This is a genomic window from Kribbella hippodromi (assembly GCF_039531045.1).
Taxonomy (GTDB): Bacteria; Actinomycetota; Actinomycetes; order Propionibacteriales; family Kribbellaceae; genus Kribbella; species Kribbella hippodromi.
On record NZ_BAAAPH010000045.1, the window covers coordinates 1 to 15,500 of the forward strand.

12 protein-coding genes and 1 pseudogene are annotated in these 15,500 nt (G+C 67.5%); 8 read left to right on the forward strand and 5 right to left on the reverse strand.

The annotated features are described in order from the left end of the window. The 4 genes and pseudogenes from ABD260_RS37155 to eccD form a co-directional block, all read right to left on the reverse strand. Window positions 1-1,195, reverse strand: a pseudogene (locus ABD260_RS37155) (hypothetical protein); the annotation flags it as partial. Window positions 1,196-1,200: 5 nt separating this feature from the next. Further along, a complete protein-coding gene (locus ABD260_RS37160; protein WP_344241631.1) occupies window positions 1,201-1,524 on the reverse strand; it encodes a hypothetical protein in 324 nt (107 codons plus the stop codon). Between the two features lie 87 nt (window positions 1,525-1,611). Then, window positions 1,612-3,027, reverse strand: coding sequence for a type VII secretion protein EccB (eccB, locus tag ABD260_RS37165; RefSeq protein ID WP_344241632.1), 1,416 nt, complete (start codon window positions 3,025-3,027; stop codon window positions 1,612-1,614). 3 nt (window positions 3,028-3,030) lie between these two features. Further along, complete coding sequence (gene eccD, locus ABD260_RS37170; protein ID WP_344241634.1) at window positions 3,031-4,371, reverse strand: type VII secretion integral membrane protein EccD; 1,341 nt, start codon at window positions 4,369-4,371, stop codon at window positions 3,031-3,033. Between the two features lie 114 nt (window positions 4,372-4,485). Between eccD and eccCa the strand changes: the two genes are divergently transcribed. From eccCa to ABD260_RS37195, 5 genes are all read left to right on the forward strand, one after another. Then, window positions 4,486-8,334 (forward strand): type VII secretion protein EccCa, encoded by a 3,849-nt coding sequence (eccCa, locus tag ABD260_RS37175; protein ID WP_344241636.1) that lies wholly within the window; start codon window positions 4,486-4,488, stop codon window positions 8,332-8,334. Between the two features lie 66 nt (window positions 8,335-8,400). Next, window positions 8,401-8,889, forward strand: coding sequence for a hypothetical protein (locus tag ABD260_RS37180; RefSeq protein ID WP_344241638.1), 489 nt, complete (start codon window positions 8,401-8,403; stop codon window positions 8,887-8,889). A gap of 10 nt (window positions 8,890-8,899) precedes the next feature. Further along, window positions 8,900-10,372 (forward strand): hypothetical protein, encoded by a 1,473-nt coding sequence (locus ABD260_RS37185; RefSeq protein ID WP_344241640.1) that lies wholly within the window; start codon window positions 8,900-8,902, stop codon window positions 10,370-10,372. Window positions 10,373-10,489: 117 nt separating this feature from the next. Further along, the gene (locus ABD260_RS37190; RefSeq protein ID WP_344241642.1) at window positions 10,490-10,816 is read left to right on the forward strand and encodes a WXG100 family type VII secretion target; all 327 of its coding nucleotides are present in this window, start codon (window positions 10,490-10,492) and stop codon (window positions 10,814-10,816) included. Between the two features lie 13 nt (window positions 10,817-10,829). Then, the gene (locus ABD260_RS37195) at window positions 10,830-11,129 is read left to right on the forward strand and encodes a WXG100 family type VII secretion target (protein ID WP_344241644.1); all 300 of its coding nucleotides are present in this window, start codon (window positions 10,830-10,832) and stop codon (window positions 11,127-11,129) included. 67 nt (window positions 11,130-11,196) lie between these two features. On the opposite strand, the gene mycP is transcribed toward ABD260_RS37195, so the two are convergent. Continuing rightward, on the reverse strand, window positions 11,197-12,384 hold the full coding sequence (gene mycP, locus ABD260_RS37200; protein ID WP_344241646.1) for a type VII secretion-associated serine protease mycosin: 1,188 nt from the start codon (window positions 12,382-12,384) through the stop codon (window positions 11,197-11,199). 108 nt (window positions 12,385-12,492) lie between these two features. Here mycP and ABD260_RS37205 point away from each other — a divergent pair, with 108 nt between their 5' ends. From ABD260_RS37205 to ABD260_RS37215, 3 genes are all read left to right on the forward strand, one after another. Further along, the gene (locus ABD260_RS37205) at window positions 12,493-12,816 is read left to right on the forward strand and encodes a YbaB/EbfC family nucleoid-associated protein (protein WP_344241648.1); all 324 of its coding nucleotides are present in this window, start codon (window positions 12,493-12,495) and stop codon (window positions 12,814-12,816) included. Beyond that, a complete protein-coding gene (locus ABD260_RS37210) occupies window positions 12,809-13,189 on the forward strand; it encodes a hypothetical protein (protein WP_344241650.1) in 381 nt (126 codons plus the stop codon). The genes ABD260_RS37205 and ABD260_RS37210 overlap by 8 nt, the downstream gene beginning before the upstream one ends. A 1-nt stretch (window position 13,190) precedes the next feature. Continuing rightward, window positions 13,191-15,500: WXG100-like domain-containing protein (locus ABD260_RS37215; protein ID WP_486327070.1), on the forward strand; the 2,310-nt coding region annotated here is incomplete at its 3' end.

The window sequence follows — 15,500 nt, forward strand, 5'->3', positions numbered from 1 at the left end:
GGCGAGGGGCCGGGGGGAGGGTGAATTGGGAGGGCGGAGTTTCTGGAGGCCTTGCCTGGAGGGTGGGTTGGAGGGCGGGGTGGAGGGCGTCGGACTCGGGGTGGGTGCGGCGTTTGCGGGGGCGGGGTTCGGTGGTGTTGCCGCCGCCGGTTGGGGTGGTGGCAGGGGGAGCGATGGTGGGGGTTGGTTTGGTGGCGGGGGTTGCGCGGGCGGTGGTGCCGGCTAGGGCGGGTTCGGTGCCGGGGGTTATGCGGGCGCCCAGCGCGGTGGGACGGGTGGTGGTGCCGAAGGACTGGGGACTGGTTGGGGAGTTGGGGCGTAGGGAACTGGTGAGGGCGCCAAGCGTGCCGGTCAAGGCCGCGGCTGGCAGGCCAGTCAGGCCGAGACCGCCGGGGCTGCCCAAGCCGCCGGTGGTGGGGAGGCCGGTGGTGGGGACGCCGATCGATGCGGGCAGGTTGGTGGCGCCGCCGGCCAGCGTAGGAAGGTCTGGGTGGATCACAGTGCCGGGGAGGTCTTTGAACTGGGGCAGTTTGTTCAACGTGTCCTGCGCGCTCCCGGACTGAGCAAGGCTGGTGATCTTCTGGACCAGGCTGACGCCCTTGTCCATCGCGCTGAACAGCTTGTCCGTCGCGTCCAGCACGTCGGTGACTGGTACGGCAGGTACCGGTGAAGCCGGCGTTGGCGCTCCACCACCAGGCCCCTGCCACCCTTGAGCCGGCGGCGGTACGGCGGTTGGTGCCTGCATGACTGTGCCGACTGCCTCCATCATCCCGGCGCCCGCGGTCTGCAATCCGACCGCTACCTGCGCCGCGAACGGCCCGATGATCGGTACCGCGCTCAGCGCCACCGCCGTGTCGTACCCGCTCTGCAGCGCCGGCATGATCGCCTGCGCCGCGTTCAGCGCGGTACCGCCGAGCCGTAGTGCCGCGGACATCGCACCTGTGTACGCGGACCACTCGCCGAGTGACGCAAGGCTGCCGATCACCTGTCCACTGAACGCCGCCTGTGACGCGGAGCCGACGCTCAACGGCCAGGTGGTGATGACGGCGTTCGCCGCGCCGAGGTCGCCATGTGTGGCGAGCAGCTGCTGGCACGCGGACCCCCACAGGTCGGCTCCGGCGTGCCAGGGTTCGGGGCGTTGCCCGTAGAGCATCGCCGCCATCGTGTTCAGTTCCATCCCGAAGTACGCGCCCATGGCCGTCAGTCCTTTGCCGTCGGGAGCTGGTCGGTCAGGGACCGGTGCGCAACCGCGTTCGTCAGGTCGGTGCTCTCGAACCGGGCGGCAACCGAGAGCGCGGAGTCGATCAGTGACGCGATGCCGTTGGTGGCCTGCAGCGTGACCGAGCCGGTGTGCTCCACGCAGAACCGGACGTGCGCCTCGACAGTTGCGCTCTCCGGCATCGACCCCACCAGCGGCGGTGTCGCCTGGACCGTACTGGAGACCGGGGTGACGGTCGCAAGTGGCGCGAGCGTCGCGAACTGACGCAGCTCGTCGGGCACCAAGGTCAGTGTGCCGATGTCCATAGTTCCTCCTCGGGTTCGTCGTCTGCACCACATCAGGGTTCGCGGACCGCTCCGGCCGGCAGACCGGATCAGGCCACCGAACGTCAGCTACGGGCCGATCGGATAGCTGGCGGCAGTTGGGTCGAGCGCATGTCCAGCTGGGAGCCGGCTGATCAGCTCGGCGGGCAGTCGCACTACAGGTGGCTGGTCGTAGCCGAGTACGCCGAGTACGTCGCGTGTAGCCAGCTGGTAGCGCCGGCCGAGGTCACTCACGAACGACAGCGCCCCGGACCCAGCCGGCTGCGCAGGGGAAGCCATCGACTCGACAACAGCTCCATGTCCAGGCGGTACGACAACCACGTCAGCCAAGGGCAGCCCGCCAGGACCACGCCCCGCGGTGACACCGGCGTCCCCGGCCGACGGCAACTCACCAGCCAGGACAAACCGCGGCCGGAACTCACCACTGGAGAACACCGCACACACGGAGTCGCCGGACGACTCGGGCCAGCCAAACGTCGGTCGAGTGGCTGGAAGCGCGGAGTCCGCTGCCGGCGTACCCACACCACCTGACACCTGCGCCACCACAGCCGGATCGAGCGGTACGGCTTCCGGAACCGCACCCGGGTACGCCTGCCGTGTCGCGGGCGCTGTGCGCTGTACGTCGTACTGCAACGAAGTGATCGCCACCAGCCGATCCCGCTGCAACAGGTAGTACTGCCCTTGCCCGGTTGAGGTCTGTACGACGTACAGCGTCCCGACTCGTCCTGGCCGGAGCAATGCTGACGGGGTACCTGCACCAGGTACCGAGATCGGGCCGAGCGGTGGACCGGATGGAACGAGGTCAAGCCACACCGACGGCACCTGCAGCCACGCCTCGTTGTTCAACGCCAGTGCTGCGGCTACGGTCGCCTGCTGCTGGATCGCATGCTTGTAGCCGCGCCAAATCAGGTACCGACGGCCATCAGGTCCCACAGCCAGCAATGACTCGGCTGTAGCGCCGGACTGCTCTGTTCCCACGAGTAGAACCGACCGCACCATCGGACTGCCCGCAGAGTCGACACCAGGTTGCGCGCACAGCGACCAGCCACTGCCGAGCAGACGCCCCTTGGCAGGTAGCGAGTCCGGTGCGTCCGGTATGCCGACACGCTGCCCACGAGGTACGCCCAGCAGCGACTTCGCCGACACCATCAGCGGCGCGCTGTACTTGTTGGCCAGCAGCAACGCCGACACGTAGTTCGCGGCCGGATAGAGCACGCCGTCGCGATACACGTACCGCGTACCGGTCTCCTTCTCGACGATGACGTGGTCACCGGACTTCCACGACGTCTTTCCACCCGGTGACAGCTGCCCGTACACGCCGGCGCCGGCCAGCACCAGTACAGCCAGACCGATGCCAACGAGCATCGCGACGATGCCGCGACGGAACGGCGGGTACTCCGGATCGGTCTCGCGCAGCAGCAACGCATGGGTCATCCGCTGCTGTACGAACTGGTACGACTGCAGCTGATCTCGCTTGGATGCCATCGGTCAGCCACCCAGCCCGCGTACGTACGCGTACAGCCCGAGCACCCACAACACCACTGGTACGACGAGCAGCACCAGTACGAGCTCAGCCAGCTCGGCGTACCGGGCCAAGTACGCACCGGGCCGATGTCTCGCGTACCAGAGCCCAAGGAACCCAGCCGCAGCCGCGAACACCAGCAACAGGTACGGCGACTGCACCAACAACCAGCCGAGCCCAAAGAGACCTGCACCGACCAGCGACAACCGATGTGCGACTACCGGAAGCAACCGCGCTCGCAGCAAGCAGATCCCGACGAGCAGCACTACCAGTACACGTGCTGGCGTAGTGGTCGACCAGGTCAGCACAGCCAGCGCACCGCCCAGTCCAATGGCCAGTCCGGCCAGGATGCCCGTGTACAACGCAGCAGACCGATGCACTGCCAAGTACACGATGCGCCGTGGCGGCTGCGGTGCATCGGCGAGCAGATCAGCGGTACTGGTAGGCAGCACCGGCTTTGGCAGCCGGCCAATCCGCATGGCGAGCGGTGCCGCCACCGGTACCAGTGCGATCGCGAGCGCACCGACAACAGCAGCCGACCGCGTACCGTCCAGCGCACCACCCAACCAGCCGGCCACGACTGCTAGTGCCCCAACCGTCACTGCGGCAGCGAAAACAGCGGTGTGCCGAGCGATGCCGACGTACCCGATCAGTCCGAGTAACAGGACCACGGCGCCACCCGCAGTGAGCTGTGGCGCTCCCAGCTCCGCCAACCGAAACGTTGCAGCTGGCAACAATGCTCCACCGGCGAATCCGAACGCCACAGCCACTACACCGGCCACGGCAGCTGCTACTCCGTCACCAACAGCCCGCGACAGCACCACGCCAACCGTCATCAGCAGACCTGCGGTCACCAGAGCGAACAGCGCCACGCCATCCCAGGGCGGTCCGCTGCGCAGCTGTAGACCGAGCACAGTCAGCAGAGCAAGCGCAGCGGAAACCAGTCCACACCAGCGGGTCGCCGTAGGTGTCCACGCGCGTCCACCGGACCGTGCGTCGGTAGCGATCGCATCGACCAGGTCGTCGTACTCGAGCTCAGGCCAGTGCTGATGGGCCGGGGCGAGGTGCAGGATCTCGCCGTCCCGGACCTCCTGCCCAGCCAGGTCCCGGTGCGTCTCCAGCGTTTCGCCGTCCGGACGGCGGAGGACCCAGCCGCCTTGCAGTGCCCCTTCGTCGGCGAGCCCGTCACCGGCATGGCGCAGGATGCCGGGCAGCACCTCGGCAACCGTCGAGCGCTCCGGCAGCGCCAGGTCGATCCGGCGTTCCGGTGCGTCGATGGTGACCTTGACCAGTCCACGAATGCTCACCTTTGCCACGGTGGCACCGGCCGCGGGCGAGTGACGGTTGCTTGCAGCTTGCGGACAGTCCGCTAGTGGCCGCCGGTCGTTGGAGGGCGCCGGAGCCGCCTAACGTCCGTTGACATGTCGACAGTCATCGTCAGCAGACCGCCGCGTCGTGACGGCCCGGCGTTGCCGACCGGCGACGTCACCCTCGATCCGCCGCCGGCGCTGCCGCAACCAGCGGCCCGGCAGCTCTCGCAGTACGTGATGATGGTGCCGATGCTCGCGGGTGGTGCCGCGATGGCGTTGATGTACTCGACCCTCGGCGGTGGCGGCAAGATGAGCTACATCGTCGGCGGGCTGTTCGGCCTGTCCGCACTGGGCATGGCCGCTGTCGCGTTCGCCGGCCAGGGCGCCCCGCGGCGCGAGATGGCCCGGGCCCGGCGCGGCTACCTGCGCCACCTGTCCCAGCAGCGCATCCGCGCGCGCCGGGCAGTCAGCCAGCAACGTACGGCGCTGTCGTACTTGCATCCTGATCCCACGCAGCTGTGGACTCTGGTGGAGAGCTACCGGCTGTGGGAACGACGCCGCAACGACGCCGACTTCGCAATAGTCCGGGTAGGTACAGGTGCGCAGCCACTCGCCACACCGGTCGCGCCGCCCGACACAGTCCCACTGGAAGAGCTGGAGCCACTGTCTGCCGGTGCACTGCGCCGCTTCATCACCACGTACTCAGCTGTGCCCGGACTGCCCGTGGCCATGGCTCTACGTGGTTTCGCGCATGTGTACCTCGACGGTGAACCGGACCGTGCTCGCGGCCTGGCCCGTGCGCTGGTAGCGCAGTTGGCCACGTTTCACTCGCCTGACGATCTCCTGATCACTGCTGTGGTCGGTCCGGACACCAGAGCGGAGTGGGAGTGGCTGAAATGGTTGCCACACGCGCATCACCCGGACAAGTCGGATGCACTGGGACCGATCCGCCTGATCAGCAAGAGCGTTCCGGATCTGGAGGCCGTACTCGATGATCTGGTCGCGCAGCGTCCTCGGTTCGATCCAGCGTCCAGTACGCGCGTCGACGGCCCGCACATCGTCGTACTGATCGATGGTGGTGATGTAGCCGGGTCCGACCACCTGATGTCCGGTGGTGGAGTCGAAGGCGTCAGTGTCATTGACCTGACGACACAGCCGCCAAGACTGCTCGACAGGTCGACCGTACTGCTTGATGTGGCTGATGACGGCGTACTGACCAGCATCACCATGGAAGGTGAGTCAGAAGTAGGTACGGCAGACACGTTCACCAGTGCGGATGCGGAAGCGCTGGCCAGGCTGCTTGCGCCGCTGCGGCTGTCAGCGGCAGCTGATGGCGAGGAGAGCTTCGCATCCGCTTTCGGCCTGACCGACCTGCTCAGCCTCGGTGACCCGTACGACTTCGACCCGGCCAAGCACTGGGGGCCACGGCCGAACCGGGACCGGCTGCGCGTGCGCTTCGGCGTCACAGCGGACGGCACGCCGGTTGAGCTCGACCTGAAGGAGTCCGCCCAGGACGGCATGGGTCCACACGGTCTACTGATCGGTGCGACCGGCTCCGGCAAGAGCGAGCTGCTGCGTACGCTCGTACTCGCTCTAGCCGCAACGCACTCCTCAGACAGCCTCAACTTCGCGCTGGTCGACTTCAAAGGCGGTGCGACCTTCACGAAGCTGGACCGGCTGCCGCACACCAGTGCAGTCATCACCAACCTGGCCGATGAGCTGACACTGGTCGACCGGATGTCCGATGCCATCAAGGGCGAGATCATTCGCCGGCAAGAGCTGCTGCGCCGTGCCGGCAACTACGAGTCCCTGCGAGCGTACGAGCTGGCGCGAGCGGCCGGCGCGAACTTACCTGAGGTACCGACGCTCCTGGTGATCTGCGACGAGTTCTCCGAGCTCCTGTCCGCCAAGCCCGACTTCATCGACATGTTCGTCCAGATCGGCCGTGTTGGCCGAGCACTGGGCGTACATCTCCTGCTGGCAAGCCAGAAGCTGGAGGAGGGCCGCCTGCGTGGACTGGACGCCCACCTGTCGTACCGGATCGGTCTACGGACGTTCTCGGCCATGGACAGCCGCGTAGTACTAGGCATCCCCGACGCGTACGAACTACCGCGTGCGCCCGGCCACGGCTTCTTGCAGATCGGTACGGAGACGCTGGTGCGGTTCCGGTCCGCGTACGTGTCGGGCGTACACCGCCCTGCTGTCAGTACAGCGGCCGTTGACGCGGACGATGTGGCGCCGTACACGACCGCGTACGTGTCGATGCCGGTCACCGAGGTGGAGGAGGCACCCGAAGAGGACGGCGTCGGCGAGAAGCTGCTCGACATCCTCGTGGACCGCCTGGAGAACAAGGGCAAACCGGCTCACCAGATCTGGCTGCCGCTACTGGACACCCCACCACTGCTGACTGACCTACTGCCGCCGCTGACCGTCGACCCGGACCGTGGACTCACTACTACTGGCGTACCAGGACTGCTGCGGGTGCCGATCGGACTAGTGGACAAGCCGCTCGACCAGCGCCGCGACCCGCTGTTGGTGGACCTGTCCGCAGCGGCAGGACATGCGGTCATCGTCGGTGGTCCGCGTAGTGGGAAGAGCACTGCGATCCGCACGCTGATCTCTGCACTGGCCCTCACCCACACTCCACGCGAGGTGCAGTTCTACTGTCTCGACTTCGGTGGTGGTTCACTGGCAGCGCTCCGCGACCTACCGCACGTCGGCGGCATCGCCTCGCGTCTCGACGTCGGTGCAGTACGCCGGACTGTCGCGGAGGTGCAGCAGGTGTTGAGCAGCCGGGAGCGCTTCTTCGCAGAGCACGGCGTCGAGGGAATGGCGGCGTACCGGGAGCGACGTACCGCTGGTGAGTTCGCCGGTGACCCGTGGGGTGACGTGTTCCTGGTAGTGGATGGCTGGTCGGTGCTGCGGTCCGACTTCGAAGAACTCGAGCTCACCCTGGCTGACATCGCCAGCCGCGGTCTGGCGTACGGCGTCCATGTGGTTGCGACTTGCGCACGCTGGTTCGACCTACGTGGCACTATCCGCGACCTGTTCGGTACGAGGATCGAACTGCGGCTGGGCGACCCGTCCGACTCGATGGTGGATCGTAGAGCAGCCATGAGCGTACCGGCCGACCAACCGGGCCGCGGGCTTACTGACAAGGCGCAGCACTTCGTAGTAGCAGCGCCGGATGCGGAGCTGCCTGCACAGCTCGCTGCAGCCTGGCCGGTGTCAGGTGCACCGCGCGTACGCCTCCTGCCCTTGGAGCTACCGGAGTGCGACCTGGCCACCGTACTGGCGCGTCAGCAGGACCAACCGCCTGGACTGCCAATCGGACTGTCCGAACGAGACCTGGGTCCGGTGTACGTCGACTTCGACGCCGACCCGCACTTCCTGGTGTTCGGCGACACGGAGTCCGGCAAGACCAGCTTCCTCCGCTGGATCGCCCGGTCACTGGTCAACCGCTACGAACCGACCGAGGCACGGATCATCCTGGTCGACTACCGGCGCTCCCTCACTGTCGACGGCGAACACTTGATGGGTACGTTCACCGAGCCGCGCGGCGTCGAAGCGATGGTCACGGACCTCATCCCCGTACTCGACCGCCGCCTCTCCGGCGAATGGACTGGGCCGCAGCTCCATGTCCTGGTCGACGACTACGACCTGGTCGCCGGTAGCAACAACCCCCTCGCCGGTCTGATCGACTACCTCGCGCACGGCCGCGACATCGGCCTGCACCTCGTAGTGGTTCGGCGCAGTGGCGGTGCCGGGCGCGCGATCTTCGAGCCACTGATCGCCCGGCTCCGTGACGTCGGCACGCCGGGCCTGCTGCTCAGTGGCGACAAGGCGGAAGGACCCCTGCTTGGTTCCACACGGCCGCAGCAGCTACCGCCAGGCCGTGCCCAACTCGTCGCCCGCCGCGGCGACACCAGCCTCGTCCACCTCGTCGACTGCCCCGCTTGACTCGATTGCCCGCCTGGGTCGATTGCCTCGGCTTGACCCGACCGCTCGATCTGACAGGAGCTACCCATGGTCCAGGTGACACCCCAGCAACTCCGCGACTTCGCCGCGATGCTGAAACCGGCCGACTTCACCGCGGTCTGCGATGCGCTGCCGGGCTTCAACCTGCAGGGCGGGATGCCGGACTCCAGTAAACCGAACGGTCTCCTGCAGCAGTGGGCGCCGCAGCTGGCCGGGTTCGGTCACGACCTCGCCCGCGGCATCGACGCCTTCGGGACCGTCTCCCGGAACGCGGCGGACCGGTTCGACGCCACCGACAGGGGTGCGGCCGGCCGGTTCGAGGTCAACGACCGGGATGCCCGCGACATCATCGCGACCGAGCTCAACCCGGTCCGCGTCCGGGACTGGACCGACGGCGACGGCCTGCCGCCGGTCGCGCCACCGCCCGCACCGCCGTCGGTCAGCAACCCGCCGATGCCGAAGCCCGACCCGCACGTACGGATTCTGGCGCCCGGGGAGTTCGGCACCTCGGGCGGTTCGACGCTGCCGACCGCATAGGAGCGCGACGATGGCCGACTACAGCAAGACCTCGATGGCGGACATGCTCGGCGAGATCCAGGCCACCGACGCCGGTACCTGGCAGAGCGCGGGCGAGACCTGGGGCTCGATGGCCGGTGCCATCAAGAGCACCCAGGAGAACCTGGACTTCGCTTGGAACAACACCCAGCAGTTCCGCGACAGCGAGGTGTTCAGCAGTATCAACACCAACGTCACGCAGAGCAGGCAGTCCGCGGACGAGTGGCGTACGTTCGCCGAGCAGGTGGGCAATCAGCTGACGAACATCAGCGGCACGATCGTCGCCACCCGGCAGATCGTCGAAGGGCTCGCGCCCCCGTACGCCCAGGCGGAGACCCGGAAGGCGACGGCGAGCGAGCAGGCCGACCGGGATGCGGCGCAGCGGGACATGGACGACATTCGCGCTCAGGCCGCCAACGTGATGGGTGTGCTGTCGGGCCTGATGCTGCAGGCCTTCGACCGGGTCACCTTCCCGCACGCGAAGTACGGCGGGCCGATGACGCCGAAGCCTACACAGGAGCAGCCCGGCGACCACAACGGCAATCCGAGTGCCAAGGCTGACGGCGGCGGGGGCCCTACGCCGGGGGACGCCGCGCCCGGTGCGACGCCCGGCGACGTGCCCGGTGAGAAGCCGGCCGCGAATCCCGAGACACCCAAGGAGGCGAAGGACCCCTGGGACGAAGCCGGTAAGGCGATCGATGTCATCGGCAAGGGCATCGACCTGACCGGCAAGGTACCGGAGAACCTGGACAAGTGGCTGACACTCGCCCAGCACGCGAAGGACCTGACGGGTGGAAGCACCACCACTGCTCCGGACCCGAGCAGCCTGCTCCCAAAGGGCTATCCGTCCGACCAGCCCGCCCTGGCAGGTGGAGTCACCACGACCCCGCCCACCTTCAACCCGTCGCACTTCACGCCACCAGACGGTGGCAGCGGTCTAGGTGGCGCTGGTCTGGGTGGCGCCGGTCTGGGTGGTAGCGGGCTCTCGTCCATTGGTGTCCCGTTCGGGGGCGGTGGGGGTGGCGGCGCGACCCTCCCGACCACCGGAGCCGGTGGCTCCGACCGCGCCGCAGCATCATCGCAGCGGTCGGCTACAACAGCAGGTGGTGTCGGCGCCGAGCCCACGCTGGCCGGTAAGCCGAGCAGCTCGACCGGCTCGCAGCAAAGCTCATCCCCGACGTACCCGCCCATGAACGGCGCTGGAGCCGGTGCGGGCGCAGCAGGTGCTGGCGCCCGTGCCGACATCCGCTCCGGCGCCGCTCCCAATCGACAGGGCTTCACCGTCCCAAAGGAGTCCAGCGCGTCCGAACGGCTTAGCCGTCAGGGCGTCCAGTCCGAGCTACAGGGCCGCACAAACGGCGAGCAGCGTACGCCGTCCGGTGCGCCGCCGCTGCGAAAGCGCAGGGCCGCCAAGCGCACCCAACGTACCGAAGAGGTGCTTGACGACGAGCTGTGGAAGCTCTGACGGCACAACTGGCCATTACCTGGCCGCAACCGGAACAAGCCCCGGACAGCACCATCCACAGACCTAGCGTGACATCGACCGGTGATCACGCGCCGGCAACCCAAGAGGAGGAACACCATGGCCGGTGTGGAGACCGAACTCCAGCGAATGCACCGTACCGCCCAGGACGCCGCTTCGATCGGCGACAACCTGAAGAACGTGATGTCCAGGCTCGACAACGCGATGGGCGTACTGGCTCCGATGGACGGGATGATCAAGAACGCCTTCTGGTCCGGGCACCACAGCCACCTGGATGCGATGACGAAGCTGTGCAATCGCCTGCACCAGCTGGCGGATGGCATCGGTAGCGCGAAGAGCGCGTACCAGTCGGCCGACGACAACGCACAGACCGCGCTGGCCCGGGTCGGCAGCTCCAGCCCTGTCCTCGACGTCACCGTCCTCTAAGGAAGGAACCACCATGCCCGGTGAACACATCAACTACCCGTACGCCGCGATGGCACAGGCCGCGCTCGACATGGCCGGTGCCAGCAAGGAGGCGACCGAGCTGAAGACCCAGTTCGAGAGCGCGATCCAGGCGCTGCTCGCGGCTTGGCAGAGTGAGGAGGCTGCACCGCAGGTGCAGCAGGTACAAGAGCTGTGGGCACAAGCGGCCGGTGAACTCAACCTGTTGCTGAGTAAGCGCGGTAGTACCGTCGAGGACTCGATGCTGCAGATGCGTAGCACCGACCACTCCGCGGCTATCACCATCCAAGCCTGAGACCCGACCCAAGTCTGAGACCCGACGAAGCGCCCGGCCCCCACGTTCTCTGCGGGGCCGGGCGCTTCTAGTTGGCTCGCCAGCCGCGGCGTCGGCCCAGTGGAATGACAGCGGCGGCTAGTAGTACGAGGACTGCAGATAACCCAGCTAGCAGAGCGATCCGGTGTCCTGCGAGACCAGCGCGGTTCCAGACGGCAGTACGGCTGTCCGCTGCCGGATCTGACTTCGATGGAGTCACCGGTGGAAGAGCGGCTGGTTTCGACGTACTGAGCACGTCCCGCACTGCGCGATCCGGGTTCACCACGCCGGCGCCGTACTGGTCGGATGGGCCAGGCGCTGGCGTCGCAGTAGCCATCAGGCGCTTCGCTACCTCGGCTGCCGGGAGATGCGGATCAGCGGCGCGTACAAGAGCCGCCGTACCGCTGACGAACCCGGTAGCGAAGCTGGTGCCGTCGTAGTAGCGGTGTCCGTTGACACGGGTTGCGGCAAGTACGCCGCCGCCAGGTGCGGTGAGATCCACGTACGCCCCGACCTGTGAACTCGACAGGCGGCTGCCGTCGATGGTCATCGCGCCGACGCCAAGCACACCCGGGTACGCGGCTGGGTACGTGACCGGGTCAGGTCCTTGCTGGTTGTGCGCGTTGCCGGCCGCGGCGACGATCAGCGCGTCATGCCGCTGGGCGTACCGGACGGCGTCGCGTACGGGCTTCTGGTCCACGTACAGCGACAGCGAGATGTTGATGACGGTGGCGCCCGCATCGGCCGCGTACCGGATGGCGCCCGCGAAAACGGTCGCGTCAACGGCAGCGCCCTGCTGTTCACTGGCGTCCCGTTCGCTGACTCGGATCGGCAGGATGCGTGCAGCGGGCGCGACGCCGCGGAAGCCGATCCCGTTGAGCGGACGTGCCGCGATGATGCTCGCCACCGCAGTCCCGTGTGAGACGCAGTCGAAGTCGGCGCGTTTGTCGCCCGGTGTGAGCACGTCCTTGCCCGGCAGTACCGCGCCTCGGAGTTGCGGATGATCCGCATCGACGCCCGAGTCGATCACCGCGACCGTAACGCCGCTGCCGGTACTGACCGGCCACGCACGTTCCGGGGCCAGCCAGGTAGTTGCCCAGGGCATCTTGCTGATCATCGGCCCACCACCTTCGGCGTTCTGGCACTGTCCTGCCGGCGGTGTCGCCGCCGCGGGCGTCGCGGTAGCGGCCAGCGCACCAAGGACGGCGGCCGCGGCTGCTGCTCTGACTGTCTTCACGGTTCGGACCGTACGGCTGGGCCCGATCGTGCCACGGGTTCTGACCCCTTGTGGCCACGCACTGACCGCGATCCCGCCGAACGCCGACCCTGGTATCCGGAGGTGGACATGTCGAAGCTCGACCTGGGCAAGGAACTCGCGGCGCTCGGCCTGGACAGTGGCCTCGAGCGCGTGACCGCCGCGACCGAAACGCTGGACCGCGCGTTCGACGAGGTCATCGCGACGGCTGTCTCACCCGATCGGCTGGTCAAGGTCACGGTCACCGGCCGCGGCGATGTACGCGAGTTGGAGCTCGACGAGGGGATCTACACGAGCAGGGATCCGAGAGCGCTCGCCGCGATCATCCTCAGCACCCTCGGGCAGGCGCAGGCCGCCGCGGAGGCCAAGCTGGCCTCGGCGTACGACGCGTTCCGGGAGCACCTCGATGACTGACCGGATCGAGGTCGACCAGCTCGGCATCGCCCGGGCGTCGGACGACTGCCGTACGGCGGGCACCGACGCAGGTACGCAACTCGCGCGATTGCTGGCCGGCCTGACGAAAGGCGCGATCGAAGCAGCCGCCGGGCGTGACGACTACGGCCGGCAGATCATCGACGGGTGGGCGAACAGCCAGGCCGATACGTTTCCCGAGTTCGCCAAGGGGATCGAGGAGCAGCTGATCGGGCGCGGCGACCAGATGTCGTCTTGCGGGGAGAACGCGCGGTCGACCGACGACGCGGCCGCTCAGCAGGTGCGCGCGACCGATCTCGGCCTGAAGCAGACTGCGCAGGGCTGGGCGACGCTCCCGCCCGACCAGGGCGCCTGACGTGGGGTTCCAGCTGCCGGGCTGGTTGAAGGCGATCCTCGAAGGCGGGTACGAACCGCAGGCCGATGAGGACGCGCTTTATGCCTTGGCCGACCAGTACGACGCGTGCGCCAAGTACTTGTGCGACACGCTCGCCGGCAAGATCGATGCGGCGGCGGGCGGATTCGGGTCCGCGTACCACGGTGAGGCCGGGGTCGCGCTCGAGGCATTTCTCCGGCGGTACGCGCATGATGCGACGTTGTCGGGACCGGCGACACTGGCCGATGGGGCGACGCATCTCGCCGAGTTCCTTCGGACGATGGGCGACACGATCGTACGCACCAAACGCGAACTGCTGATCATCGGGATTGTCAGCGTCGCGACGATCCTGTTCGGGCTCGGGCCGATTATGGGGACGCTGATCCGGAAGCTCGGGCAGGAAGGCGTCAAGCGGCTGATCCTGCAATTGGTCAAGAAGCTGGTGAACCGCGAGGCGCGGAAGCTGCAGGCCAAGATGATCGCCGAATTGGCGGCGCAGGCGGCGAAGCAGACCGGCAAGTTCGTGTTCAGCAAGCAGATGGTGCCCAAGGCGCTTGGGGTGGTCGGGGCGGAGCTTGCGGACGAGGTCATTCCGTACGCGCTGGCGGGGTTGTGGGGGAAGGCGACCGGCCAGGATCGGCGGTTGGTGGTGGACAGTCACGGGCAGCCGGTGCGGGATGACAAGGGGAACTTCGTCACCACCCATGACTGGGATTGGCGCGGGACGGCGATGACCGCGGTGGGCGCGGTTGTCGGTGTACCGCTGTCGCATGGGGTGGGGATCGGGCTTTCCAAGGTGCCTGGGGTTGGCACGGTATCGAAAATGGCGAAGACGTTTGTGAACAATGCGATCACTTCGCCGTTGGCCAGTTCGCTGACGTCGTTGGGATTTCAGGAAGGGTGGCACAATCCGTCGATCCAGGACATTTGGATCGCGGGTGCGCATGGGGCGGCGCGGAACAGTACGCCGAGTGATGTGCACGGGCCGCTGGAGTCGCTGGGTGAGAAGGCCGGCGAATGGCTGGGTCACAAGATCGTCGGTCATCCACCGGCAGATCCTGGCGCGCCGACGCCCGTACAACCCAATGCTGTCCAGGCGACGTCCCAGAGCGCCACTCTGGAAACCGCACAGAACGCTTCGCAGAACGTCAACCAGGGCGCGTCGCAGACTGTTACCCAGAACGCTGCACAAACTGCTTCGCAGAATGTTGCTCAGGGCACCAACCAAGCTCAGTCCCAGGCAGCCCTCATCGGCGGTGCGCTGACCCAAGCAGCGCCGACCCTCAACAGCACTGGAGCTCAGACGACCAGGTCCCTGACTCAGCCGGCCAGTACCCCCACCCCACAGTCCCGCGCGGACCAGCCCCAACCCCTCCGCTCCCAACCCACCCCCAACCCCACCGAATCCCAAGAAGCCACCGACCCAACAACCCCACCCACCGCCGACCCAACAACCCAGCAGCCCACCAACACCACAGCCCAACCTGCAGCCGACCCGACGGCGCAGCAGCCCACCAACAGCACAGGCCAACCGACGGCTGACCCAACCGCTCAATCCTCCGCGGACTCTACGACTGAGCAGGTTGGCGACTCGACTGCCCAACCGGCGGCGGACGCAACAACTCCGAACCAAACAACATCCGTCGTGCCGCAGGCGGCTCCTCAACCCCAGGGCACCCCACTCACGTCCCAGGGGGTTGTCGGCACCTCCACGCCGCAGGAGGTCGCGACTACCCAACCGGTGTCTCCAGTAGCGAGTGTGGGCGGAGCTGGACTGGTAGGTGGTGCGGTTGCGCCGGGCCTGGCGGGAGCGCGTACGCAGGGGATGCAGGAAGGAGCCGGCGGACCTGTCGTGCGGCAGGGTACGCCTGTGATCGCGGACAGCGGGCATCCGGCGCCTGCTCGCCCGGGGCAGGATCTCGCACGACTCCGGCGCGGCGGTGAACATCCCCGACCTCCGCGCCCCCACCGCCCCGTCGCCCCGAACGAGCAAAGCCCGACGCAGGTGGCGGGTCGAACCGGCCATCACGCCTCGGTCCAGGTAACTGTTGCTGCCAACAACCAGTTCGTCCTCGACGGACGCGAGGTAGGTGTGCACGAACTCGCAAGCCTCCTGCGCACAAGCAACCCGGAGGTGGTCGTCGCCCACAGCACCGACGAGATCGTCGCCCTGGTGCAGAAGCTGGCCAACATCACAGGCCACGAGGTCGTGCTCCGAGTATCCGACCAAGCCCAGAACTCGGGGGCGCGGGCGGGTCGGGTGGTGGTGCGGCCGGTGGGGGATCGGGGGGTG